Source organism: uncultured Marivita sp. (assembly GCF_947488135.1).
GTDB lineage: Bacteria > Pseudomonadota > Alphaproteobacteria > Rhodobacterales > Rhodobacteraceae > Marivita.
Genome location: NZ_CANKYW010000007.1, coordinates 20906 through 44840 on the forward strand (window position 1 = coordinate 20906; position 23935 = coordinate 44840).

The following is a 23935-nucleotide window of genomic DNA, read 5'->3' on the forward strand; positions in this document are numbered from 1 at the left end:
TAACTGGCGGGCGCTTCTCTTTGGTCAAGTGGCGAGGAGGCGGCAGTTTCGGGAAAAGGGCAAAACGAGATCGGAAGATGTATGTAGTGTAGGTGAAATCATAAAATGGTAGAAAATAGAGAAAGGTTTTACAGGGTAACTGGAGAGACTACACATCCTACACGCCTCCCTCCGGCTAGGTCTTCGTTTCGAAGCTCTAGCTCTTCTTGATCCCGACGCCTCCCCAAAACTGCCCCTTGCTGCTTCGCTTCTGCAAAGCCCCAGTCTTGTTGGCAAAGTCCGCTTTGAAGACCGGCATACTCATCGGCTGCAGCCCGCGATCGATGCACCAGAAACGGTATTCAAGGTACAAATCCCGCGCTCCTGTTTCCTCTTCGGCCACAAGGCGACACCGATCTTCAATGAACTGACCCATAAGGTCAGATTCTTTCACATATGCCTCGGCGGCATCGATCACCGACTGCGGGCGGCGAAGCTTCCCGTCACTAAGGTAATCCCGCATCCCAGCGAGCAAAAGATTCAGGATGCCGGAGCGTTCTTCCCAAAGCTTCTCAGGAAGGCGAGGGTCGCGATCCTCCTTCGGAACAATCTTCTGGAACGGCACTACGATGATCCGCGCCGCAAGTGCTTCGTCTCCCCCGTTGATGACGGGGAGTGCATTGGTGACGAAGAGAGGGACCACAGTCGGCTTGTACTCAATCTCTGTCTTGAAGAGAAAACGGGCGGTGATCTTGTCATTACCAACCAATTGTTTCAGCAGCGGGGCATCCATGACCTGGCCACTGCCGAACTCACTCGACACGGCCAGTCGCGCTCCCTTCAGGCCCGCCAGATCGGTGCGAATCTGACCTGCCCGAGCCTGAAGAAAGGTAGATGTCTCTACGTTTATTGCGTACCCGCCGAGGATGTCCTGCACCACGTTGACAATCGTCGACTTTCCATTCGCCCCCTTGCCGTAGAAGATCGCATAGACCCGCTGATTGGCGTGCCCTGTGGCCGAATAGCCAAAATAACGCATCAGGAACTGTCCCGTGTCTTCATCGAGTGCAAATGACAAGAGCTTCTTGAACAGTGGAGCCTCAGCTTTCGGATCGTATTCGACATTCGCGCACATGGTCAGGTAGTCGCTGGGTTGATGGTCCCGGAACACAATCTCTCCACTGCCAAACTCGATGGTCCCGTTAAGAACATTCAAGATGTCCGGCTTTGCATCGAAGCGTTCAGGTTCAAGTATCAGGTTGGGATCGCTGGATGCCATCTGGATCAGATTGTTCACCTTCGCGGCCTTCAAGCAAGCCTTGATAGCTTTCAGGAGGTCCCCGTCAGATGCAGAGTTGCGGGAGGTGATGGCCTCAAAGAGCGAGAGAATGAAGACCTTCACACGCTCTTGTACCCGTTTGTTCTCCACGTCGGCGACCCAATGACGGCCGTTGTACCACATCCAGCCGCGCCCGAGGCCGAAGCAGAACTCGCCCTGCAGTTCGCCCGCCAAGACCTTTGACAGATGAAGCTCGTCGACCTTGTCGACCGGGCTGCGGTCGTAGCTCGCAATGCTGCGGGCAATACTGGCAACCTCGTTTTCAGGCAGCGGAGAGGCCTGTTCGGAGCTGATGGACTGCAACATGCGGAACAGTTCACGATCATCCGCACCGGTCATGCGATAGATCGAACCAGCAAGACGGGTCAGATCGTTGTTGCGGCGGCCTTCAGCCATGAAAGCGCCGGGGGCGGAGGTCTTCCGTCCATCGTTCAGAATGTCGATGAAGAAGCGGGGGAATGGTGCCAGTTCAGACATGGGTGTTCTCCACAGAGTAACGGTTTCCAGTGATGTGCAGGGAGGGTGGTGCAACGACGAGGCCTCCTTCCGCGCGAATGTCGAGGCCTTCACCAAGATGGCCTACGCTGTTTTTCAGAGGGGTCGAGGATGCTGCGAAGTAGAAGTGGTATCCACCGCTCCCGGTCCGGACAGTCATCGTCGTGGGCAGCTTACCGTGCTTGTGCTCGATAGCCTCCAAGCTCGCCAACCCGTTCTTAGTCGGCGAGATGTCAACATCGAGAACCACGATCCCGGACCGCGATCCGGTGGCGATCCCGATATTTGCCCAGGGACGCTGATGCCACCAGTGTGTGATTGCCGCGGGGTCGGAAGTCGCGATCTCCTGCCAGCCCGCGAAGATTGGGTGTTTCGCGGGCGAGTGGCAGTTCGGCTTCCCACAAGTACACTGGCCATTCGAGACACCGTGCATCGGGAAAACATGCCAGCCACGGCTGGCATAGCCCAAGGCTGAATCAAGCATGTCCATTGGGGCCTCCTGAGAAAGTGCCCTGAGGGCGGGTCTCATTGGCCTTCAGCCAATCGAGGATTGCATCGATGCGGTAAATGACCTTGCGGCCAACAGCGATGCGAGCTGGACCTTTGCGAATGGTATGCCAGCGAGCGAGCGTCCGCTTGGACACACCCAAAAGGTAGGCTGTGTCAGTTAACGACAGATAGTCTTCTTTGAGAGGCATCGAATTTACTCCTTTGGGCTTTCGATGCCGCTGATGTGTGGGTGCGTCCGTGAATTACAAATCGTGGCATGACTCAAAACGAACCGTTTTGAATCAGATAGTTAGTTCAGTTTGAAGAGTGACAGACAAGCAGTTCCAACCACCAAGCTTGCGGCGCATCCCGCGATACAATTTCGCCCACGAGGGTAGAAGTTAGGTCAGGCCTGGCAGGTCAAACGCGCTCTTCCTCACGAGCTTAAAACCGCACTTCGGCACATAAACCAACGCCCAAATGGCTTGGAAAACGCCCCTCCGCCCAGTCTGGGAAACCGGATTACCGGATTGATAAAGGACAATTAGGAGAACCTATGAACGCACCCACACCAGCGGACTTTGCGCGTGAACTTGCCACGCGGTTTGGCCCGAAACCCGATCCGACCAATCCGTTCTTCCAACCTGTAGAGATCGCCACACATCGACTCCTCATTCAAGCTGTCTCGGAGGTCTTCGGGCCGAATGATCCGTTTGCACAATTTGCCAAGGCTTATGAGCGGGCCTACCGCTTGATGGTGCCTGTTCATTGGTCCGAGGCCACGGCGGAGCGCCTCGACGCCAGTTTGGAAGACATGCGTGCGGCTTGGGAGGTCATCGAACGCGACACCATGACGGCCATCAAGGAGATGCAGGGGTAGGCAGCCCAAAAATTCTGCGGATGCCTGATAGACTTCCGCACGCGGAGGGTCGCGGTGCGGGCAAGAAGAGCATTAATGGGAGCGAAGTCCATGTTCGCCAAGAACATTCCCAAGGAACAACACAGTCTCGAACCGAGGAGGCAACGCCGTGCTGCCCGACCCGCCCTTCACTCCCGACACTCTGGCAGCCCGCTGGGGCTGCTCATCGGAAACCATTCGACAAATGATCAATCGCGGTGAGCTTCAAGCGTTCCGCTTGGGACGCTTGTACCGCATCCCCAATCACATCGTGGAGGCCTACGAATGCCAGAACTCAAAATCGGACGCCTGCGCGGAGGTCGCTCCGTCGCTTGGTACGAAAACGGAAAACGCAAGCGTCATCAGCTTAAGTCACGTGACCTCAAGGAAGCGGAAGCAGAAGCCATAGATGTCTACAAAAGGAAAACTTCGAGCCCGTTGGCCCCGACGGTTTCAGACCTTTGGCAAGAATACGTCGAGGACCGAAAAGGCCGCCCTGTCGCGGAAACGATGATCTATACAGGAAAATCGGTGTTGAAACACTTTGGTGCCCTGCGTGCCGATCAAATCGAGGCAAAGTGCTGCCGCGACTACGCGGGCATTCGAGACAAGGCAGGTGTCAAGCCTGGAACAGTCTGGACTGAACTTGGGCATCTCACGACCGTTTTGAACTGGGCCAAGAACACACGGCTTATCGATCACGTCCCGAGCATTCCCCGGCCACAAAAACCGGCACCAAAGGATCGGTATTTGACCCGACAGGAAATTAACCGTCTCTTGGATGCGGCCTCCCAGCCGCATATCAAGCTGGCCATTCTTTTGATGCTGTCGACTGCAGCACGGGTTGGTGCAATTCTGGAATTGACGTGGGATCGTGTCAACTTCGACCGCAACCAGATTGACTTGCGCAAGTCAGCATCCGGGCCTCGAAAGGGGCGCGCGGTGGTACCGATAAATCCAGGGCTACGCGACGCCTTGTTGAGTGCGAAGGAGGCCGCGCTGAGCGACTACGTAATCGAATGGGGAGGTCAGCCCATCAAGAAGATCACGCGCGGGTTTTCGGCGGCGGCAAAGGCCGCCGGGTTGGAGAACGTCACACCACATGTTCTACGGCACACCAGCGCAGTGCATATGGCCGAGGCGGGCATTCCGATGTCTGAGATCAGTCAATACATGGGACACTCGAACACCTCGATTACAGAGCGTGTGTATGCGAGGTTCTCGCCGGATCATTTGCGCCATGCCGCCGACGTTCTGGACTTCACGCAACGCGATTAGATGCTTAGGTTCAATGAACCAGAGCCAACTTCGCAAAACCGGGCTAAATCATTGATTTCATGGTGGGTGATGAGAGACTCGAACTCCCGACATCTTCGGTGTAAACGAAGCGCTCTACCAACTGAGCTAATCACCCGCTGGCGTGTCGTTTAGCCAAGCCGCCCCTTCCGCGCAAGGGCTTTTTGCCCCTCAATCGATGACATCCGTAAAAAGCAAAACACGCGGCTCTTTCGAGACCGCGTGTTGCAATTCATGGTGGGTGATAAGAGATTCGAACTCCTGACATCTTCGATGTGAACGAAGCGCTCTACCACTGAGCTAATCACCCGTTGGGCGGCGTCTTAGCGTCACTCGGCGGCCTGTGCAAGAGGGTCCGGCGCGTCAGTCTGGTGCTGTTCGTTGCGACGCAGACGCGTCGTGATGATATGCGCCTTAGTGGTTCGCTTCATCCGCGTGATCTTCAGTTTCCCCATCGGCGCGAGGTTCAATTCGCGGCCATCGGCGATCGTTTCGCCGAGGATGGCAAGCATCGCTTCGACCACCGGTTTCGCATCGCGCTTCTTGACGCCGCTGCGTGCGACCACGGTTTCGATCAGCTCTTTTTTCTTGAGTTCCGGCGCGGTGATCTTCGGTGTCTCGTTCACCACCACTTCCGGGTCAGGCGTCTGCGCGGCGGCTTTTGCAGCGGTTGCGGTCTTGGTGGTCTTGCGCGGTGTGGTCGGCGCTTTCTTGGTCGTCGCCATTGTGTTCATCCTTTGTCTGCTCTGACTATTCTTGGCGAATGTCCGCGCAGCATAACAAGACTGCGTACTTTATCCAGTGTTTTGACGTAACGCGGCCACCAAATACAGCGGCGGAACTAAAAACGCCGCCCCGGTGAGGGCGGCGTTCGTTGGTGCAGTTTCGGAACCCGTCAGTGCGCGATGGCCGATGCGCCGCCACTTTCCTTCGCCATCGCCTGGGCCGCCGCCTCTTCGGCCGCCTCGTCCCATTCGATGGGTTCCGGCTCTTCCACCAGTGCCAGTTTCAGAACTTCGGACACATGCTCGACCGGGATGATCTCCAAGCCGTTTTTCACATTGTCCGGCAGCTCAACCAGGTCCTTTTCGTTTTCCTTCGGGATGAGGACCGTCTTGATCCCCCCCCGCAGGGCCGCGAGCAGTTTCTCCTTCAGTCCCCCGATCGGCATCGCATTGCCGCGCAGGGACACCTCGCCGGTCATTGCAATATCGCGTTTGACCGGGATGCCGGTGAGCACGGACACGATGGATGTCACCATGGCCAGACCAGCCGATGGACCATCCTTGGGAGTCGCCCCGTCGGGCACGTGGACGTGAATGTCCATCTTGTCGAACTTCGGCGGCTTCACCCCGATCTGCGGCGAAATGGACCGAACATAGCTGGCGGCCGCATCGATGGATTCCTTCATCACGTCGCCCAGCTTGCCGGTGGTCTTCATACGACCCTTGCCCGGCAGTTTGAGGGCCTCGATGTGCAGAAGGTCCCCGCCGACCGACGTATACGCCAATCCGGTCACGACACCGACCTGGTTCTCGTCTTCGGCAAGACCGTAGCGGTATTTCCGTACGCCAAGGAAATCGTTGAGGTTGTCCGGAGTGATGACCACCTTCTCCTCTTCCTTCTTGACGATCTTGGTCACCGCTTTCCGCGCCAGCTTCGAGATCTCGCGTTCCAGATTCCGCACGCCCGCTTCACGGGTGTAATAACGGATCACGTCCGTGAGCGCCTCGTCCGTCAGCTCGAACTCACCTTTCTTGAGGCCGTGGTTCTTGACCTGCTTGGACACGAGGTGACGCTTGGCGATCTCTGCCTTTTCGTCCTCCGTGTAACCGGCGAGCGGGATGATCTCCATCCGGTCCAGAAGCGGTCCGGGCATGTTGTAGCTGTTCGCCGTGGTCAGGAACATCACGTTCGACAGATCGTATTCCACCTCGAGATAGTGGTCCACGAATGTCCCGTTCTGTTCCGGGTCCAGAACCTCGAGCATCGCCGACGCCGGGTCGCCCCGGAAATCCTGGCCCATCTTGTCGATTTCATCGAGCAGGATAAGCGGGTTCGTCGTCTTCGCCTTCTTCAGCGCCTGGATGATCTTGCCCGGCATGGAGCCAATATACGTCCGGCGGTGACCGCGGATCTCGCTCTCGTCACGCACGCCGCCCAACGAGATGCGGATGAATTCGCGCCCCGTGGCCTTGGCGACCGATTTGCCAAGCGATGTCTTACCGACGCCCGGAGGGCCGACAAGGCACATGATCGGACCTTTCAGCTTCTTCGACCGCTGTTGCACGGCAAGGTATTCGACGATGCGTTCCTTGACCTTCTCGAGACCGTAGTGATCGGCGTCGAGGATCTTTTCGGCGTTGCCCAGGTCCTTTTTCACGCGGGATTTGGTGCCCCACGGGATCGACAGCATCCAGTCGAGATAGTTGCGCACAACGGTGGCTTCGGCGCTCATCGGGCTCATGTTCTTGAGCTTCTTGATCTCCGCCTCGGCCTTCTCGCGGGCTTCCTTGGACAGCTTGGTCTCATTGACCTTGGCTTCCAGTTCCGCGACCTCGTTCTGGCCGTCCTCGCCGTCGCCCAACTCCTTCTGAATGGCCTTCATCTGCTCATTCAGATAGTACTCGCGCTGTGTCCGCTCCATCTGGGATTTGACGCGTGTCTTGATCTTTTTCTCGACCTGCAACACGGACATTTCGCCCTGCATCAGGCCATAGACCTTCTCAAGCCGTTCGCTGACGGACAGCGTTTCCAGCAATTCCTGCTTCTGATCGACTTCAATGCCAAGATGCCCGGCCACGAGATCGGCAAGTTTAGCCGGTGCGTCGGCATCGGATACGGCGCCCAGCGCTTCGTCCGGGATGTTCTTCTTGACCTTCGCATACCGCTCGAATTCCTCACCGACGGTGCGGATAAGCGCGGCAATGGCCGCCGGATCGCCCGGCATCTCGGTCAGGTACTCGGCGCGCGCCTCGAAGAAGTTTTCGTTCTCGAGGTATTCGGTGATGCGCACACGGCTCTGACCTTCGACAAGCACTTTCACGGTGCCGTCGGGAAGCTTGAGCAGTTGCAGCACGTTGGCGAGAACGCCGGTGCGGTAAATTCCGTCGGTTTGCGGATCATCCTCCGCAGGGTCCATCTGGCTCGCAAGCAGGATCTGCTTGTCGTCGGCCATCACCTCTTCCAGCGCACGTACCGATTTGTCGCGCCCGACAAACAGCGGCACGATCATATGCGGGAAGACAACGATGTCCCGCAGAGGCAGCACTGGGTAAGATGCGTTGAGAGGCTCTTGCATGCTCGTATCCTTATCATTGGCAAGATGGCACCGGCCCCGCTTTGCGGCAGCTCCGACCATCTCCGTTCAGGAGTATAAAGTGGGTCTCACCCCTATAGGTTTCAACCTCGCTCCGTGTGTTGCCACCATATCTTGATGTGCCGAGCCTGCAAGGTGGCTTTTCGGCATAGGGTTAAGTCACACGAGAACATACCGGGCTGAAATCCCGCCGCCTGGATCACCGGCGGTGCGGCTCACGCCTCCGAAGATTTCGACGCGGCCGCTTTCATCCGCGCAAGCAAAGCGTCTTTGCCGGGGCGGTCTTTCGACGCCGAACCGGCTTTGGCAGGTGTCTTGTGGGCATCAAATCGTGGCGCGCCTTTCTTGGCTTTGGCTGCACCGGTCTTTCCGTAGTCCATGTCTGGCTCCATGCCCGAAACGGGCGATAGGACAGCATTGACCCAAGCCACGCGTCGCCGCAAGGCCTGCCGTTTGGGAACACGGCCCTGGACCAGCTCTCCTTCAGTTGGCCGCTCTTTGCATCATCATCTGATGAACGGCATGCATCCCCTGCTCGACCATCGCTGTCACCTCGGCAGCATGGGCATGCATCGCGGCAACCACCTCGGGATCGTCCGATGTCTGGATCACGATCAGCCCCTCGTCGGTGACATCGACCTCGGACAGGATCTTGTCGCCCCGCAGAAAGAACAGATCGAGCGTCGGACTTTGGATCAAGATTTTCGGATCGTCCTTCCGCCCCACCCTGTCGATCATCCCCACCGCATGGTTGACGAGCGCATCCATCACCTCCGGATCGCTGGATCGTGTGACGGTGCGAATACCGTTGGGGAGGTTTTCGACCTCGCGACTCAGTGTCTGGAAGCGCTGGAACAACAGCGCGAGTTCTGCGCTTTCTTCTGCCGTTGCGTTCTCACCGCGCAGGCCCGGCATGGCGGCCATGTCATGCCCGGCCCCATCCGCGCCGTGCATGTGACCATGACCCTGCATCTGTGCCGATAGGGGCCCGGATGCCAAGACGCTGAACAGAACCATGCCAAGAACGTACCGCATCTCCGACCTCCTCACGCTCACTATCAACACCCGATGCCTCGTTCGATGCAGAACAAAGCGTCAAAACCACCTCACCTGCTTCATCTTGCCAGATAACCTCCGGGGGTTCGGGGGCTGGCCCCCGATCCGTCCATCTCAAAGCGGTGCGATATCGCCTTCGGCGCGCTGCGCGTGAAACTGCGCTTCGAACGCGGCAAACTCACCCGCCGAGATCGCGTCGCGCATCCCCTGCATCAACTCCTGATAATAATGCAGATTGTGCCAGGTCAGCAGCATTCCCGAGATCATCTCCTGCGCGCGGAACACATGGTGCAGATAGGCCCGTGAGTAATTCCGGCAGGCTGGACAGGTGCAGTCCTCATCCAGCGGGCGCGGGTCGTCCTGATGCCGTGCGTTCTTGATGTTGACCTGCCCGCGTCGCGTCCAAGCCTGCCCCGTGCGCCCCGAGCGCGAGGGCAACACGCAGTCCATCATATCAACCCCGCGCTTGACCGCGCCCAGGATGTCATCCGGCTTGCCCACCCCCATCAGGTAGCGCGGCTTGTCCTCGGGCAGTTGACCGGGCGCGAAATCGAGGCAGCCGAACATCGCCTCCTGGCCCTCGCCCACGGCGAGCCCGCCGATGGCATAACCATCGAACCCGATGCTTTTCAAAGCCTCCGCCGACTCGGCCCGCAGATCTTCCTCCAAACCGCCCTGTTGAATGCCGAACAGCATGTGTCCCGGACGGTCGCCGAACGCATCGCGTGACCGCTCCGCCCAGCGCATCGACAGACGCATTGACTCCGCGATCCGGTCGCGGTCTGCCGGCAATGCAGGGCATTCGTCGAAACACATCACGATGTCCGACCCCAACAGCCGCTGGATCTCCATCGACCGCTCGGGCGTCAATTCGTGGCGCGAGCCGTCGATATGGGATTTGAAGGTCACGCCCTGTTCCGTCAGCTTGCGCAGATCGGCAAGGCTCATCACCTGAAATCCACCTGAATCCGTCAGGATCGGCTTGTCCCAGTTCATGAACTTGTGCAGACCGCCCAGCCGGTCGATCCGTTCCGCCGTGGGCCGCAGCATCAGGTGATAGGTGTTGCCCAGCAGGATATCCGCCCCTGTTGCCGCGACGCTTTCCGGCATCATCGCCTTGACGGTCGCCGCCGTGCCCACCGGCATGAAGGCCGGTGTGCGGATTGTGCCGCGCGGCGTTGTGATCGCTCCGGTGCGGGCGGTGCCGTCGGTGGCGTGGAGGGTGAAGGATGTTGTGCTCATGACGCGCACCCATGCCGCAGCGGATGTGATTTGCCAACCCTTTACGCTGCCCGCTCCATTCCCTATATCTTTGCTCAGGAACTCACGGGAAGGACCGACATGGACGACGCCAGCCCCAAAATCGAAGGTGCGCCGCTGATTGCACCCTCCAGCACCGATCACCCGCTCTACGATCAAGTGGTCGAGGCGTGCCGCTCCGTTTATGACCCCGAAATTCCGGTCAATATCTATGATCTCGGCCTGGTCTACACGCTCGATATCAACGATGAGAACGAAGTACGGGTCATCATGACCCTGACAGCCCCCGGCTGTCCGGTCGCTGGCGAAATGCCCGGTTGGGTGGCCGAGGCGATCGAGCCGCTGCCCGGCGTCAAGCATGTCGATGTGGAACTCACCTGGGAGCCGCCCTGGGGCATGGACATGATGTCCGACGAAGCCCGGCTCGAACTGGGCTTTATGTAAACGATGGCTGTCACGGACGAACAGATCGCTTTCGTCCGCGACCTTTTCTGCGACATTCCTGCCCTGACCACCCGCAAGATGTTCGGCGGTCTGGGCATCTATTCCGAAGGCACGATCTTTGCCCTGATCGGTCCCGGTGACGCCATCATGGTGAAGGCCAAAGGCCCGTTGGCCGAAGACCTCGCCGCCGAAGGGTCAGAGCAGTTTCGCACCTACGAGGGCAAAACCGTCAACATGCCCTATTGGACCCTGCCCGACGCCGCGCTCGATGATCCGCAAGAGGCCTGCGCCTGGGCACGGCGATCTCTGACGGAAACCAAGTGAACGAACGTCAAGCAAAATCAGCTTCTTTTGCCGAAGGAAAGTGATATGGCTTGCGCTATGACAGCCTTATGCGTTCTCACCGGCGACCTCGTCGCATCCTCCGACCTCGCCCCGGACGCGGTCGATGCCGTATTAAGCACAATCGACGGTGCAACAGCCACGATGGCGCAGTGGTCCGCGTCAGATCTGCAAACGCGGTTCGCCCGCAGGGGTGGCGACAGTTGGCAGATCGCGCTGACCCGCCCGGAACTCGGCCTGCGCGCCGCACTTTTCATCCTCGCGCTTTTGCGCCGCGATCATGACCTGACCGAAACCCGCATCGCCATCGCCACAGGCGACGGCACCTTGCCGGACACCGGCGATTTGAACGCTGCGCATGGGGCCGCGTTTACAGCCTCCGGGCGACTGTTGACCGGCATTTCCGGTCACGGGCGCATGGCCCATGCCCAGGGCGGGGCGCTTCACGCCGCGACTCGTCTGGCGGATCACATCGCGTCCGGATGGACCCAGGCACAGGCCCGCGCCATCGCCGCCGCCCTGCCGCCGGACGCCCCATCCCGCGCCGAGATCGCCAAGTCCTTTGGCATCACCCGGCAGGCGATCAACCAAGCGCTCTGGTCGGCGGGCTATCCCGCGCTCGACGAGGCAATGAGGGCCATAGAAGACGAGGGACGCAAGTGAAACTCATGTCTTTGCACCAAAGAAAGCGCAAACGCTTGCGGAGGCCCTCATGCTAGATGTGTTCATCGCCCTGCTCCTGGCCCACGTCATCGCGGATTTCCTCGCGCAGCCCGACGTCATGATCCGCCGCAAGGCGGAACCGGCAATCCTCTTGCTCCACATCGCAATCGTCTTCGCCCTGTCATGGGCCGCGCTGGGCGGCGACTGGCGGCTCGCCCTCGCGGTCGCCGGTGCGCATCTCCTCATCGACGCCATCAAGACCTGGGCCGTGCCCGAGCCGTGGCGCGACACGCTACCCGCCTTCATGGGCGATCAGGCCGCCCACATCGCCACACTGATCGCTGCGGCGATTCTGGTGCCAAGCGCGGTCAGCGCCGGATTATGGGCGGACCACGTCGAAACCCTGCGCGCCCCGGTTATCCTGATGTCCGGCGCTATCGTCTCGATCTGGGCCGGGGGCTATGCCGTTGGATTGCTGATGCGACCCTATCTCGTTCAATTCGGCGCAGAAGACGGCGGCCCCGGGGCCGAGGGCCTCGACAATGCCGGACGCATCATCGGCAAACTGGAACGCGGGCTGATCTTCCTCTTCATCTGCGTCGGTCAGACAGCGGCCACTGGCTTCCTGATCGCCGCCAAATCGGTCCTGCGCTTCGACACCGCCTCCAAGGGGCAAAAGGCAGGCGAATACGTCATCATCGGCACGCTTGCCTCCTTCGGGTGGGGCCTTGCCAGCGGCTACGCGACATTGTCTCTCCTTGAGATCGCGACGGCGATCCCCTAGATAGAGCGTGTAAAGGAAAGTGAGAGAGTCATGTTTGGCATTCCCGGCAAACAAGCCGTCACCCTGACCCCCAAAGCCGCCGCACAAGTGCGCAAGCTGATGGACGCCAAGGGCCATGCGGGCCTGCGCATCGGCGTCAAGAAAGGCGGCTGCGCGGGGATGGAATACACGATGGATTACGTCGATGACGCCGATCCACATGACGAGGTTGTCGAACAGGACGGCGCGGTCGTCATGATTGCCCCGATGGCGCAGATGTTCCTCTTCGGCACCGAGATCGACTACCAGACCTCGCTCCTGGAATCTGGCTTCCATTTCAACAATCCCAACGTGGCCGATGCCTGCGGCTGTGGAGAGTCCATCAAGTTCAAGGACGTGGACGAGCTGGCCACCGAACACGCGAACGGCGCACCGAACCTCAAGGCCTAGGCAGAGCCTCCGTGCGCATGTATTGGTCGATCTCATGCCCGAGGTGAAAACCGGACAGTGCCTGTGTGGCGCCGTGACGTTCCGCATATCGGGAGAATTCGACAGGTTCTACCTGTGTCACTGCGCACGATGCCGAAAGGCCAGCGGCTCGGCCCATTCGGCAAACCTGTTTTCAACCACAGCCCAGATCGTCTGGTTGTCGGGCGACGAAAGTATCCGGCGCTTCAGACTGCCCGCGTCACGGCACGAAAAATGCTTCTGCACAAACTGCGGTTCTGCGCTGCCGTTCACTCAAGCGGACGACGGCATGCTTGTCGTCCCAGCGGGATCACTGGACAGCCCAATCGATATCCGGCCCAACGCGCACATTTCCCATGCCAGCCGCGCAGATTGGGACAATGACCTCGACTCCATCCAAAGGATCGACGGGCTTCCCGGTTGACTGGTGATCTGAAGGTAGGTCGCGGAGAAGATTACCCCGTCCCCTGCAAATGCACATAGGTCTCGGCGTAGCGCCGGGACAAATGATCCCCCGCCCGGATAAGTTTTCCCGATCCAAGCGGCGCGACGTTGGTCTCTACGTTTGGATTGAAGAACAACGGCACCGAGATGCGCTCCTCCGCCCCACCTTTGACCCGGTGCAGGGTGGCGACGACGCGGCCTTCGGTCCACATCTCCAGCACCGAAATTGATGATGAACTCACCGGTAGGCGCTTGCACCGGCAGCCAACCATCCTGCCCGCGTGGCTGCACCTCAAGCCCCGACTGACCGTCAGTGGCCAACAAGGTAAGACAGCCGTAATCCGTATGTGCGCCGATCCCGAAATCCTTGGCCCCGGCCCAATCCGGACGCGGGGGATAGTAATTGCCCCGCAACAGCGCCATCGGGCAATCGAACTTGTCCTCAAAGAAATCCGCATCCGCGCCGATCGACATCGCGATCCCCCGCAGGATGCCGCGCGCCACGTCCAGCGCATCGGTGTAGTACGCCCGGATCACCTGTTCGAACCCGGCGGGGCGGTCCGGCCAGTGGTTCGGCGCATAGACGGGCAGCGCCACCCGCATATCACCGTCCGGCAGGGTGTAGCCGCAATCGAAGACCTCTTTGTAATCGGGGTTCGCCTCGGGATCGACCTGTTCAGACTTCGGCGCGCCCCAGCCGCGGTTCGATCCGGTACGCGCCATGTTCACCTGGTCCTTCACCTCGACCGGCAGGGCGAAGAACGCGCCATAGGCCGCCAGCACGAACCGCATCCGTGCCGGTGAAAACACCGTGTTGTGCACCGTGGCGAACCCGACCTCTTCGGCGGCGATCCGCATCTGTGCCAGCGTGTCCGGGTCTCCGGCCGCCAGTGCCGCCGCGTCCAGTCTCGGGATCATGGCTCAACCCTCCTTGTCTTGCGCAACGACTTCTGACAGCACCAGCCTCCCCGCGCAACGGCCCTTGACGTCACCCCCACGCCCGCGATGATGCCAGCCACACTTGCCAAGGACAGGAGCCACCCCATGCGCCGCAAACTCGCCGCCGGAAATTGGAAAATGAACGGGGCCCTCGCCGCGCTGAGCGAACTCGACGCGCTGCAAGAGGCCGCCAGCGGTGACGCCGAGGTGCTGATCTGCCCGCCTGCGACCCTGATCGCGTCGGCCGCCGCGAAGTCCGGCAAGGTCGCCATCGGCGGTCAGGATTGCCACGCCGCGGCGTCGGGCGCGCATACCGGCGACATTTCCGCCCCGATGCTGCGCGAGGCGGGTGCGACCTACGTGATCCTTGGCCATTCGGAACGCCGCGCCGATCACGGCGAAACCGACGCTGTGGTCGCGGCCAAGACGCAGGCCGCATGGGACGCACGCCTCATCGCCATCGTCTGCGTCGGCGAAACGCTGGATGACCGCGAAAGGGGCAAGACGCTCGACGTGATCGGGGCGCAACTCGCGGGGTCCCTCCCCGACGACGTCACCGGCGCAAACACCGTCGTCGCCTACGAACCCGTCTGGGCCATCGGCACCGGCAAGGTGCCCACCACCGACCAGATTGCCGAGGTTCACAACTTCATCCGCGCGACCCTTATCCAGCGCTTCGGCAACGAGATCGCCAGCGCGGTCCGGCTGCTCTATGGCGGCAGCGTCAAGGCGTCCAACGCGACTCAAATCTTTGCCGTGCCCGACGTGGACGGTGCGCTGGTTGGCGGTGCCAGCCTCAAGGCCAGCGATTTTGCCCCCATCGTGGACGCGCTCAACGCCGCGTGATGCACCACTTCCAGCAATCGCCAACGGAGCCGAACTTCGTCCAGAATCCCTACCCGTTCTACGACCGCCTGCGCGCAGCGGGCGATTTGGCATTGTGGGACGACTACGCCATGCCCTGCGCCACGAGCCACCGCGCCGTGCACGCCATCCTGCGCGATCGCCGCTTCGGGCGCGAAGTCCCGGCGGAATTGGCAACCGACCCACCCGACCACCTCGCGCCCTTCTACGCGGTCGAGGCGCATTCCATGCTGGAGCTGGAACCACCCCGCCACACCCGCCTGCGCGGTCTGGTCCTGCGCGCCTTCACATCGCGCCGGATCAAGGCACTGGCCCCGGAAATCGCCGCCTTGGCACATAACAAGATCGACGCCTTCCCGACCGATGCACCTTTCGACATCCTGAGCGCCTTCTGCCAGCCGATCCCCGTCATCGTCATCGCCCGCCTTCTGGGCGTGCCCGACGACATGGCCCCGCAACTCCTGCGCTGGTCCAACGCGATGGTCGCCATGTACCAGGCCAGCCGAACGCGACAAACCGAAGAGGCCGCGGCGACCGCCGCCTCCGAATTCTCGGACTTCCTGCGCCGCTATATCGACACGCGCCGTACCGATCCCCGCGATGACCTGATCACCCACCTGATCGCTGCCGAGGAAGACGGCAGCACCCTTTCCACCGACGAGTTGATCACTACTTGCATCCTGCTGCTCAACGCCGGGCACGAGGCGACCGTCCACACGCTGGGCAATGGCATCAAGACCCTGCTTGAGACCGGCACACGGAAGATCGACGACGCCACGGTCGAGGAAATCCTCCGCTACGACCCGCCGCTGCATATGTTCACCCGCTACGCTTACGAAGAGATCACCCTTTACGACCACACCTTCCAGCGCGGCGATCAGGTGGCCCTTTTGCTGGCCTCGGCCAACCGCGACTCGGCGCACTGGCCGGATGCCCATCGTTTCGACCCGACCCGCCCCGTTACGCCAAGCACCAGCTTCGGCGGCGGTCTGCATTTCTGCGTCGGCGCACCGCTGGCCCGGCTCGAGCTTCAGGTCGCCCTGCCGATCCTCTGGACGCGCTGCCCGACCCTACGGATCGCAGAACCGCCCGTCTACGCCAACACCTACCACTTTCACGGCCTTGAGCGTCTCATGGTGCAGTCCTCCTGACGCGCGCCGCCGTCACCGTCAGAGCGGCAGCGCCGTGGTCGACTTGATCTCTTCCATCGACAACAGCGCCGTCACGTTGTGCACCCGCACCTCGGCGATCAGGGCCTGGTAGAAGGCGTCATAGGCGCGCGCGTTCTTCACGCGGACCTTGAGGATGTAGTCGATATCCCCCGCCAAGCGATGCGCCTCTTGCACCTCTGGGCGGTCCTGCAACGCCTTGAGAAACGCACGCTGCCAAGCCGCATCGTGTTCACTCGTACGGATCAGCACGAAGAAACACGCCTCGAACCCCAGCGCATCGGCATCCAGCCGCACCGTCTGCGCGCCGACGATCCCGGCCTCGCGCATCTTGCGAATCCGGTTCCATACGGGCGTTTTCGATGATCCGACCTTGCGGGCGATATCGTCCAGCGACTGCGCCGCGTCGGTCTGCAACTCCACAAGGATTTTCCGGTCCGTGTCGTCAATCTTCATCGCTGTTCTTCTTTCTGCCGGTTTGAAGGATCACCTGTCCTGCCCCTCGCGCCACATAGAACAGATTTCCTTATTTCTGCAAGGGACTAGCCGAATACCGGAACAAAATTCTATTTTAGGAACAAGAAACGCGGTGAAGAGGACGACCCGATGCCACGCGACCTGCACAAGACAGAACCCCATCCCGTCGCCTTCGTCGGCGCCGGACCGGGTGATCCGGACCTGCTGACCGTCAAAGCCCTGCGCGCGCTGCAAACAGCCGACGTCGTCATCCACGACCGCCTTGTCAGCGCCGATATCCTCGCGCTGGTCGGAGCCCATACCCGCCTGCGCAATGCAGGCAAAGAAGGATTCGGACCCTCGCTGACCCAAGACGCGATCAACTCGATGATCGTGGACGAAGCCCTGACCCGCGCGCGCGTGGTGCGTCTCAAATCCGGAGATCCCACCGTGTTCGGACGTCTCGACGAAGAGCTGGATGCCGTTACCGACGCGGGCCTCAACTACACGGTCCTACCCGGTCTCACCTCGGCCTCCGCCGCCGTCGCCGCGCTTGGCCAATCGCTCACGAAACGAGGGCGCAACACCGCCGTGCGGCTCATCACCGGGCATGACATGCAAGGCTATGCCGATCACGACTGGCGCGCCTTGGCCCGCGACGGCGAAGTGGCGGCGATCTACATGGCCAAGAAGGCCGCGCGCTTCATCCAGGGACGTCTGTTGATGCACGGCGCATCCCCGGCCATCCCGGTCACCATCGTCGAAAACGCTTCGCGCCCGGATCAGCGCATCGTCGCGGCCACTCTGGCCACGTTGCCCGCGGCCATCGCCGACGCCGCGATGACAGGCCCCGCGCTGCTCATGTATGGCCTGGCCCCGCGCGACGCAGCAATCACCGCCCTTCCCCACGTACAGGAGATGATCTGATGCCCGCGATCTTTACCCCCAAGGTCATCACCGCCAACGCGCTCATCGAAGGCGACGTTGTCTACCTCACCGAAACCGACACCTGGTCGCGCCGGTTGCAGGACGCCGAGGTGCTCACCGACGAGGCAGACGCCCAGATCCGGCTCATCGACGCCAGCGCCCGCACCGACGAGGTGGTCGGTGCCTATCTGGCGGATGTGAAACCCGGAAAGCCCGGCCCGAAACCCGCCCATTTCCGCGAAAGCTACCGCGCGAAAGGCCCGTCCAACTATCCCCACGGCAAACAGTCCGAGGCTCTCTGATGTACCGCTACACCGATTTCGACGCCGCCTTCGTGGCGGAACGCAACGCCCAGTTCCGCGCCCAGGTCGAGCGCCGCATCGACGGCAGCCTGACCGAGGACGAATTCAAACCGCTGCGCCTGATGAACGGCCTTTATCTGCAACTGCACGCCTACATGCTGCGTGTGGCCGTGCCTTATGGTACTTTGAACAGCACCCAAATGCGGCAGCTCGCTTACATCGCGGACACTTGGGACAAGGGCTACGGCCATTTCACCACGCGCCAAAACATCCAGTTCAACTGGCCCAAGCTGCGCGACGTGCCGGATATGCTCGATGCCCTGGCCGAGGTGCAGATGCACGCGATCCAGACCTCCGGCAACACGATCCGCAACGTGACCGCCGACCATTTCGCAGGCGCTGCGGCGGACGAGATCGCCGATCCACGCCCCGTGGCCGAGCTGATCCGCCAATGGTCCACCGACCACCCGGAATTCCAGTTCCTGCCGCGCAAGTTCAAGATCGCCGTGACCGGATCGCCCAACGACCGCGCGGTCACGAAGGCGCATGACATCGGCCTGCGCATGGTGCGCAATGACGCCGGAGATCCCGGGTTCGAAGTCATCGTGGGCGGTGGGCTTGGCCGGACACCCATGATCGGCAAGGTCGTCCGCGACTTCCTGCCCGAAGCCGACCTTTTGCCCTATCTCGAAGCCGTGGTCAGCGTCTGGAACCTGCTGGGCCGCCGCGACAACAAGTACAAGAGCCGCATCAAGATCACCGTGCACGAGCACGGGCTGGACGACATCCGCGCGCGGGTGGAGGAGCGGTTCGCGCTGCTGAAGCCCGCCTTCACCGGGGTAGATCAACAGCTCCTCGCCAGCATGAAGGCAGATTTCGCCCCACCCGCCTTCACCGACCGCGACACCGGGCCCTTCGATCTGGCCTATGCCAATGACCCGCTGTTCCGCTCCTGGGCCGACACCAACCTCAGCGCCCATCGCGCGCCCGGATACGCCATCGCGCAGATCAGCCTGAAGGCGCATGGCGCGACGCCTGGCGACGCGACCTCCGACCAGATGCGCCTGATGGCCGATCTGGCCGAACGCTACGGCCATGACGAATTGCGCGTGAGCCACGAGCAGAACATCGTCCTGCCCCATGTGCACAAGGCCGACCTGCCCGCGATCCATGCGGCGCTGAAGGACGCTGGCCTCGCCACTGCGAATATCGGCAAGATCAGCGACATCATCGCCTGCCCCGGCATGGATTACTGCGCGCTTGCCACCGCCCGGTCGATCCCCATCGCGCAGGAAATCGCCACACGGTTCGACCAGCTCAAGCTGGAACACGAAATCGGCGATCTGAAGATCAAGATCTCGGGCTGCATCAACGCCTGTGGCCATCACCATGTCGGCCATATCGGCATCCTCGGCCTCGACCGCGCGGGAGTGGAGAACTACCAGATCACGCTGGGCGGCGATCACACCGAGACAGCCGCTATCGGCCAACGCACCGGGCCGGGCTTTGCGGCGGACGAGATCGTGCCTGCGATCGAGCGGATCGTGGACACCTACCTCTCCGAACGCACCAGCGCCGAGGAGCGGTTCATCGACACCTTCGCCCGCGTCGGCATGACTCCGTTCAAGACCGCGCTTTACGGCGAAGCGGACAAACGCGCAAAGGCCGCATGATGCTGCACCTGAACCATCACACACGCGAAGAAAGCCAGATCCCGCTGGACGCGCGTATGGCCGCGCAGGATCGTGTCGCCGACCTCAACGCGCGCTATCGCCATTTCGGCACGTCCTACCTGCTCGAAGCGGTGCTGACGCGCGGGATTTTCGACCGGATCGCGATGGTGTCCAGCTTTGGCGCGGACTCTGCCGTGTTGCTGCACCTGATCGCACAGATCGACCGCGCGCTGCCGGTGCTCTTCATCGACACGCGTCTGCTGTTTCCGGAAACGCTGTCTTATCAGCAACAATTGGCGGACCATCTCGGCCTGACCAACGTGCAGGTGATCCGCGCCGCCGACCGTACGGTTGATGCGGTCGATCCGTACGGTGCGCTGCGCCTCAGCGATCCCGATGCCTGCTGCAATCTGCGCAAGACGCGGCCGCTCGACACCGCGCTCAAAGGCTATGATGCATGGATCACCGGGCGCAAACGGCATCAGGCGCAGACTCGTGCCGGGCTTGGTTATTTCGACCTCGACGGTGCCACCACCCGGATCAAGATCAATCCGCTGATCGACTGGAAACCGGCGCGCATCGCGGCGCATCTCGACACCCACAAACTGCCCCGTCATCCTTTGGTGGCGCGCGGCTATCCGTCCATCGGCTGCGCGCCGTGCACGACGCGTGTCAATCAAGGTGAAGACAATCGCGCAGGGCGTTGGCGCGGCTTGGAAAAAACAGAATGCGGCTTGCACAGACCCAATGGAGCAACGACATGACCGTTCTCATCAACGACACCGGTTTTCTAACCGAAGATCCGACCCGCTGGATCGACCCCGAAGCGCGCATCGACCTCGCGTCAGACACCGATCCCGCGCATCTGAGATCGATGCTCATCGGCAAGGAACTGGTGCGCATCGCCTTCCCAAGCTTCGCCGACGGGCGCGGTTTCACTCTGGCGCGGCTGATCCGGCAGCAGGGCTACAAGGGCTGGCTCCGCGCGCAGGGCCACGTCATTGCAGATCAATACGCAATGGTGCGCCGCTCGGGCTTTGACGATGTCGAAATCGACGACACTCTGGCGCAACGCCAGCCCGAAGACCAATGGCTGGCCCGCGCGGACTGGCAGGCGCATGACTACCAAACCCGCCTGCGCGGCATCGCCGCCTGACACGCCAGCACCAAAGAAACGCACCCGCCCGGCCCCTGCGACCTTGGGCGGGTTTCGTCTGATGTAAATCAAAGATAGATGTAGAGGACCGGTTTACAGCAACCGGGATGGAAAACATGACAGAGTTGACGCCCGTGACCGAAGCCACAGCCACCAAAGCGCCTGCCGCCAAAACCCTCGCCGTTCCCGATGCGCAGACCGTAACCTCGGTCACGCACTGGACAGACCGGCTGTTTTCCTTCCGGGTGACGCGGCCTGCATCCTTGCGGTTCCGCTCCGGTGAGTTTGTCATGATCGGCCTGATGCAGACGGACGAAAAGACCGGCCGCGAAAAGCCGCTCTTGCGCGCCTATTCGATCGCCTCGCCATCCTGGGACGATGAGTTGGAGTTCTACTCGATCAAGGTACAGGACGGCCCACTCACCAGCCGCTTGCAGCATATCCAGCCGGGCGACCAAATCATCCTGCGGCCAAAACCCGTGGGCACGCTGGTGCATGACGCACTTCTGCCCGGCAAGCGGCTCTGGCTCTTTGCCACCGGCACCGGGATCGCGCCCTTCGCGTCCCTGCTGCGCGATCCGCAGACTTACGAGGATTACGACGAAGTCATCCTGACCCACACCTGCCGCGAGGTCGGCGAACTGGCCTATGGCAAGGAATTGATCGACACGATCCGCTCGGACGAAATGCTGGAAGAGCTGATCGGCGAAGGCTTCGCCGACAAGCTGCGCTACTACCCGACCACCACGCGCGAAGACAGCCCGAAGATGGGCCGCATCACCGATCTCATGCGCTCGGGCGAATGCTTTGCCGATCTGGGTGTGCCGGAACTCAGCCCGGAAACCGACCGCGCAATGGTTTGCGGCAACCTTGCCTTCAACCTTGAAATCAAGGAGATGCTCGAAAGCTACGGGCTGGAGGAAGGGGCCAATTCCGATCCCAAGACATATGTCGTGGAAAAGGCGTTTCTGGATTAAAGTATAGACTTAAGAAACACCTGCAAATTACGAAATTTATTTACTTTTCAGGAATGTTCAACTGCGACCTGACCACAGCCTAACGACCCGTCGCGTCATACAAAAGCCGCGCAAGGATATTCCTGCGCGGCTTTGTAGGTTGACGCTTCGACGGCGTTACAGGTCCAGCTGCTCCCGCAAATTCGCAAGCAGGGCTTCCAGCTGCTCGGGGCTGTTCTGTGCCTGCTCCAACGCTGCCTTGGTCGACGATTTGATGAGCATCGACAGGTCGGAATTGTCGATATACTCGGCGACACGATCGTAATCGAAGCCCTCGACGGTCAGCAATTCCTCGATATTCGCGGCCGCGTCGCCCGCGGCGTCGGTCGTGGCTGCGGCGGCGTTTTCGGCGGTCGTTTCCACGGCGTCGGCGGCCTCTGCGGCACCCTCTTCGGTCGCCTCGACGGCGCTTGCGGCCGTGTCGTTGGCGGCATCAGCCGCTTCGCCTGCGGTTTCTGCTGCCTCATCGGCGGCGGTCGCGGTATCATCAAGGGCGCTGTCCGCTGTCTCGGCTGCATCGTCGGCGGCACCGGTCGCGGCGTCCAACGCATTGTCGAGCGCTTCGACCGCTTCGGATGCGGCTTCGTTCGCTGTCGCGACGGCCTCGTCCACAGCTTCACCAGCGGAGTCCGCCAGGTTATTGGTCGCATCTGACGCCTCCTCGGCTGCGGCATCGGCTGTGGTCGCAACATCCTCAGCCGCGTCCGACGCGGCGGACTCGGTCGCTTCCTCGGCATTCGTAACGGCCTCTGTGCTGGTTTCAGCCATTTCCGGTGCTTCATCGGATTGCGTGAACAGCCAGACACCCAGGCCGGCAGCGACGACAATCGCCAAAATGATCAGGTTTTTCATCGGATCCAGGACCCCCACTTTCATACTCTACGGTGCCACACCCTCGCAGTGTGGACTGACTAGGGGCATGTGCGCTTCGCATTGGGGGACATCAAGGGGGAAAGCCGTGTTGATCGGCCCATATCCGCCGAAAAGTCGCTTGAAAGGCGAGTGTATGGCGTCTACTTTACACCCCTGATTTGAACTGCACCAAAGGAGCAACACCATAGCCCGCAGACCTCATAACGCGCCTCCTACGCGCGACACCGGCCCCCGAGTCAACGAACGCATCCGGGCCCCGGAGATTCGCCTGATCGGCGCAGATGGCGAAAACGTAGGTGTCGTCACGCCAGAGCGTGGCATGCAGCTCGCTGAAGAAGCCGGGCTCGATCTCGTCGAGATTTCGCCGAACGCGAACCCGCCGGTCGTCAAGATCATGGATTTCGGCAAGTTCAAGTACGAACAGCAAAAGCGCGAATCCGAAGCGCGCAAGAAACAGAAGATCATCGAGATCAAAGAGGTCAAGTTTCGCCCGAACACGGACAAGAACGATTACGACGTGAAGATGCGAAATGTTTTCAAGTTCCTTGAAAACGGCGACAAGGTGAAAGTGACATTGCGGTTCCGGGGGCGCGAGATGGCGCACCAGAATCTCGGGCGCGAACTGCTCGAGCGGGTGGCGGAAGACACCAAGGAATTCGGCAAGGTCGAAAACATGCCCAAGATGGAAGGCCGTCAGATGGTCATGATGATCGGGCCGTTGGCGAAATAACTGCGCCACAAATGTAGATTCGATATGAAAGCGGCCCGGTTCGGCCGCTTTCTTTTTTGTCTTCAGGGCTAAGTCAGGCTTTCTTGACCGGAATGGATTTCGCCTGCCCCGCCTCCGGTTTCCGACGCGGGACCGAGAGTTCGAGAACACCGTCCTTCATATGCGCCTCGATCGCGGCTTCGTCGGCATCCGCAGGCAAACGGAACGACCGCCGGAACGACCCGTATTGCCGTTCCGAGAAGTACCACGTGTCACCCTTGTCCTCGCGCTCCGAGGTCTTTTCGCCCGCGACCACCAACATGCCCGCTTCTGCGGTCACGGTGATGTCGGTTTCGGACACGCCGGGCAATTCGATCGAGATGCGATAGGCGTCCTTGTCGGACGATGCGTCCGAGGCCGGAGACAGCCAATCGGCGATGCGGCTGCCCATGCCTTGCAAAGGTTTGTAGAGGCTGGGCCAAAAACCGGATGTCTGGTTCGTTTCCACCATATCAACTCCTCCTGTTGCTGAGGGTAGGAACAGAACGACTCTATCGCTTTAGATGGCGGCAGGCGTTGACATATCTCAATTCCCG

At 60.9% G+C, this 23935-nt stretch carries 29 protein-coding genes, 2 tRNA genes and 1 pseudogene; 18 read left to right on the forward strand and 14 right to left on the reverse strand.

Annotated features, from left to right (window positions below; translation table 11 throughout):
- Positions 1-196 precede the first annotated feature (196 nt).
- The 3 genes from Q1B16_RS17205 to Q1B16_RS17215 are packed head-to-tail and all read right to left on the reverse strand — an operon-like array spanning position 197 to position 2511.
- Positions 197-1795 carry a phage/plasmid primase, P4 family gene (locus Q1B16_RS17205; RefSeq protein ID WP_299791685.1) on the reverse strand — a complete coding sequence of 533 codons (1599 nt, stop codon included), beginning with the start codon at positions 1793-1795 and terminating at the stop codon, positions 197-199.
- The gene (locus Q1B16_RS17210; RefSeq protein WP_299791688.1) at positions 1788-2297 is read right to left on the reverse strand and encodes a bifunctional DNA primase/polymerase; all 510 of its coding nucleotides are present in this window, start codon (positions 2295-2297) and stop codon (positions 1788-1790) included. The genes Q1B16_RS17205 and Q1B16_RS17210 overlap by 8 nt, the downstream gene beginning before the upstream one ends.
- A complete protein-coding gene (locus Q1B16_RS17215) occupies positions 2290-2511 on the reverse strand; it encodes a helix-turn-helix domain-containing protein (RefSeq protein WP_299791691.1) in 222 nt (73 codons plus the stop codon). The genes Q1B16_RS17210 and Q1B16_RS17215 overlap by 8 nt, the downstream gene beginning before the upstream one ends.
- A gap of 347 nt (positions 2512-2858) precedes the next feature.
- Here Q1B16_RS17215 and Q1B16_RS17220 point away from each other — a divergent pair, with 347 nt between their 5' ends.
- The 3 genes from Q1B16_RS17220 to Q1B16_RS17225 all read left to right on the forward strand — a co-directional run bounded on the left by Q1B16_RS17220 (position 2859) and on the right by Q1B16_RS17225 (position 4478).
- Positions 2859-3182, forward strand: a complete 324-nt coding sequence (locus tag Q1B16_RS17220) for a hypothetical protein (protein WP_299791694.1) — start codon at positions 2859-2861, stop codon at positions 3180-3182.
- 148 nt (positions 3183-3330) lie between these two features.
- Positions 3331-3609, forward strand: coding sequence for an excisionase family DNA-binding protein (locus tag Q1B16_RS22370; RefSeq protein ID WP_366140161.1), 279 nt, complete (start codon positions 3331-3333; stop codon positions 3607-3609).
- Positions 3510-4478 carry a site-specific integrase gene (locus tag Q1B16_RS17225; RefSeq protein ID WP_366140168.1) on the forward strand — a complete coding sequence of 323 codons (969 nt, stop codon included), beginning with the start codon at positions 3510-3512 and terminating at the stop codon, positions 4476-4478. Before Q1B16_RS22370 ends, Q1B16_RS17225 begins: the two co-directional genes overlap by 100 nt.
- 60 nt (positions 4479-4538) lie before the next feature.
- Here Q1B16_RS17225 and Q1B16_RS17230 read toward each other — a convergent pair.
- The 7 genes from Q1B16_RS17230 to tgt form a co-directional block, all read right to left on the reverse strand.
- Positions 4539-4614, reverse strand: a tRNA-Val gene (locus Q1B16_RS17230).
- 117 nt (positions 4615-4731) lie between these two features.
- Positions 4732-4806, reverse strand: a tRNA-Val gene (locus Q1B16_RS17235).
- A 19-nt stretch (positions 4807-4825) separates the two neighbouring features.
- Positions 4826-5221: an HU family DNA-binding protein gene (locus tag Q1B16_RS17240; RefSeq protein WP_299791700.1), complete on the reverse strand. Its 396-nt coding sequence runs from the start codon at positions 5219-5221 to the stop codon at positions 4826-4828.
- A 170-nt stretch (positions 5222-5391) separates the two neighbouring features.
- Entirely contained in the window at positions 5392-7797 is a 2406-nt protein-coding gene (gene lon, locus Q1B16_RS17245) for an endopeptidase La (RefSeq protein WP_299791703.1), read from the reverse strand.
- A gap of 233 nt (positions 7798-8030) precedes the next feature.
- A complete protein-coding gene (locus Q1B16_RS17250) occupies positions 8031-8195 on the reverse strand; it encodes a hypothetical protein (protein WP_299791706.1) in 165 nt (54 codons plus the stop codon).
- Between the two features lie 103 nt (positions 8196-8298).
- Positions 8299-8850: a hypothetical protein gene (locus tag Q1B16_RS17255; protein ID WP_299791709.1), complete on the reverse strand. Its 552-nt coding sequence runs from the start codon at positions 8848-8850 to the stop codon at positions 8299-8301.
- Positions 8851-8985: 135 nt separating this feature from the next.
- Entirely contained in the window at positions 8986-10113 is a 1128-nt protein-coding gene (gene tgt / locus Q1B16_RS17260) for a tRNA guanosine(34) transglycosylase Tgt (protein ID WP_299791712.1), read from the reverse strand.
- Positions 10114-10212: 99 nt separating this feature from the next.
- On the opposite strand from tgt, the gene Q1B16_RS17265 reads away from it, so the two are divergent.
- From Q1B16_RS17265 to Q1B16_RS22375, 6 genes are read left to right on the forward strand one after another with little or no spacing between them, the layout of a single operon-like run.
- On the forward strand, positions 10213-10575 hold the full coding sequence (locus tag Q1B16_RS17265; protein WP_299791715.1) for an SUF system Fe-S cluster assembly protein: 363 nt from the start codon (positions 10213-10215) through the stop codon (positions 10573-10575).
- A 3-nt stretch (positions 10576-10578) separates the two neighbouring features.
- Entirely contained in the window at positions 10579-10899 is a 321-nt protein-coding gene (locus tag Q1B16_RS17270) for a TfoX/Sxy family protein (RefSeq protein ID WP_299791718.1), read from the forward strand.
- Between the two features lie 45 nt (positions 10900-10944).
- Complete coding sequence (locus Q1B16_RS17275; protein ID WP_299791721.1) at positions 10945-11580, forward strand: MarR family transcriptional regulator; 636 nt, start codon at positions 10945-10947, stop codon at positions 11578-11580.
- A 49-nt stretch (positions 11581-11629) separates the two neighbouring features.
- On the forward strand, positions 11630-12364 hold the full coding sequence (locus Q1B16_RS17280; protein ID WP_299791724.1) for a DUF3307 domain-containing protein: 735 nt from the start codon (positions 11630-11632) through the stop codon (positions 12362-12364).
- A gap of 30 nt (positions 12365-12394) precedes the next feature.
- Entirely contained in the window at positions 12395-12793 is a 399-nt protein-coding gene (locus tag Q1B16_RS17285; RefSeq protein WP_299791727.1) for an iron-sulfur cluster assembly accessory protein, read from the forward strand.
- Positions 12794-12827: 34 nt separating this feature from the next.
- A complete protein-coding gene (locus Q1B16_RS22375; protein WP_366140162.1) occupies positions 12828-13235 on the forward strand; it encodes a GFA family protein in 408 nt (135 codons plus the stop codon).
- 296 nt (positions 13236-13531) lie between these two features.
- Here Q1B16_RS22375 and Q1B16_RS17295 read toward each other — a convergent pair.
- Positions 13532-14173 (reverse strand): annotated as a pseudogene (locus tag Q1B16_RS17295) (2-oxoglutarate and iron-dependent oxygenase domain-containing protein); the annotation flags it as partial.
- A 126-nt stretch (positions 14174-14299) separates the two neighbouring features.
- Between Q1B16_RS17295 and tpiA the strand changes: the two are divergent.
- Positions 14300-15040: a triose-phosphate isomerase gene (gene tpiA, locus Q1B16_RS17300; RefSeq protein ID WP_299791733.1), complete on the forward strand. Its 741-nt coding sequence runs from the start codon at positions 14300-14302 to the stop codon at positions 15038-15040.
- Entirely contained in the window at positions 15040-16209 is a 1170-nt protein-coding gene (locus Q1B16_RS17305) for a cytochrome P450 (RefSeq protein WP_299791736.1), read from the forward strand. The genes tpiA and Q1B16_RS17305 overlap by 1 nt, the downstream gene beginning before the upstream one ends.
- An 18-nt stretch (positions 16210-16227) precedes the next feature.
- On the opposite strand, the gene Q1B16_RS17310 is transcribed toward Q1B16_RS17305, so the two are convergent.
- Positions 16228-16683 carry an Lrp/AsnC family transcriptional regulator gene (locus Q1B16_RS17310; RefSeq protein WP_299791739.1) on the reverse strand — a complete coding sequence of 152 codons (456 nt, stop codon included), beginning with the start codon at positions 16681-16683 and terminating at the stop codon, positions 16228-16230.
- A gap of 150 nt (positions 16684-16833) precedes the next feature.
- Here Q1B16_RS17310 and cobA point away from each other — a divergent pair, with 150 nt between their 5' ends.
- The 6 genes from cobA to Q1B16_RS17340 all read left to right on the forward strand — a co-directional run bounded on the left by cobA (position 16834) and on the right by Q1B16_RS17340 (position 21718).
- Positions 16834-17610, forward strand: coding sequence for a uroporphyrinogen-III C-methyltransferase (gene cobA, locus Q1B16_RS17315; RefSeq protein ID WP_299791742.1), 777 nt, complete (start codon positions 16834-16836; stop codon positions 17608-17610).
- Positions 17610-17912, forward strand: coding sequence for a DUF2849 domain-containing protein (locus tag Q1B16_RS17320; RefSeq protein ID WP_299791745.1), 303 nt, complete (start codon positions 17610-17612; stop codon positions 17910-17912). The genes cobA and Q1B16_RS17320 overlap by 1 nt, the downstream gene beginning before the upstream one ends.
- The gene (locus tag Q1B16_RS17325) at positions 17912-19585 is read left to right on the forward strand and encodes a nitrite/sulfite reductase (RefSeq protein WP_299791748.1); all 1674 of its coding nucleotides are present in this window, start codon (positions 17912-17914) and stop codon (positions 19583-19585) included. The genes Q1B16_RS17320 and Q1B16_RS17325 overlap by 1 nt, the downstream gene beginning before the upstream one ends.
- Entirely contained in the window at positions 19582-20349 is a 768-nt protein-coding gene (locus Q1B16_RS17330) for a phosphoadenylyl-sulfate reductase (RefSeq protein WP_366140164.1), read from the forward strand. Before Q1B16_RS17325 ends, Q1B16_RS17330 begins: the two co-directional genes overlap by 4 nt.
- Positions 20346-20741 carry a DUF934 domain-containing protein gene (locus tag Q1B16_RS17335; protein WP_299791751.1) on the forward strand — a complete coding sequence of 132 codons (396 nt, stop codon included), beginning with the start codon at positions 20346-20348 and terminating at the stop codon, positions 20739-20741. The genes Q1B16_RS17330 and Q1B16_RS17335 overlap by 4 nt, the downstream gene beginning before the upstream one ends.
- Before the next feature lie 116 nt (positions 20742-20857).
- On the forward strand, positions 20858-21718 hold the full coding sequence (locus Q1B16_RS17340; RefSeq protein WP_299791754.1) for a ferredoxin--NADP reductase: 861 nt from the start codon (positions 20858-20860) through the stop codon (positions 21716-21718).
- 156 nt (positions 21719-21874) lie between these two features.
- Here the strand turns inward: Q1B16_RS17340 and Q1B16_RS17345 are convergent, their stop codons facing one another.
- Entirely contained in the window at positions 21875-22609 is a 735-nt protein-coding gene (locus Q1B16_RS17345) for a translation initiation factor 3 (protein WP_299791757.1), read from the reverse strand.
- 205 nt (positions 22610-22814) lie between these two features.
- Here Q1B16_RS17345 and infC point away from each other — a divergent pair, with 205 nt between their 5' ends.
- Complete coding sequence (infC, locus tag Q1B16_RS17350; RefSeq protein ID WP_366140169.1) at positions 22815-23360, forward strand: translation initiation factor IF-3; 546 nt, start codon at positions 22815-22817, stop codon at positions 23358-23360.
- A gap of 73 nt (positions 23361-23433) precedes the next feature.
- On the opposite strand, the gene Q1B16_RS17355 is transcribed toward infC, so the two are convergent.
- Positions 23434-23850: an Hsp20/alpha crystallin family protein gene (locus Q1B16_RS17355; RefSeq protein ID WP_299791760.1), complete on the reverse strand. Its 417-nt coding sequence runs from the start codon at positions 23848-23850 to the stop codon at positions 23434-23436.
- Positions 23851-23935: the final 85 nt, after the last annotated feature.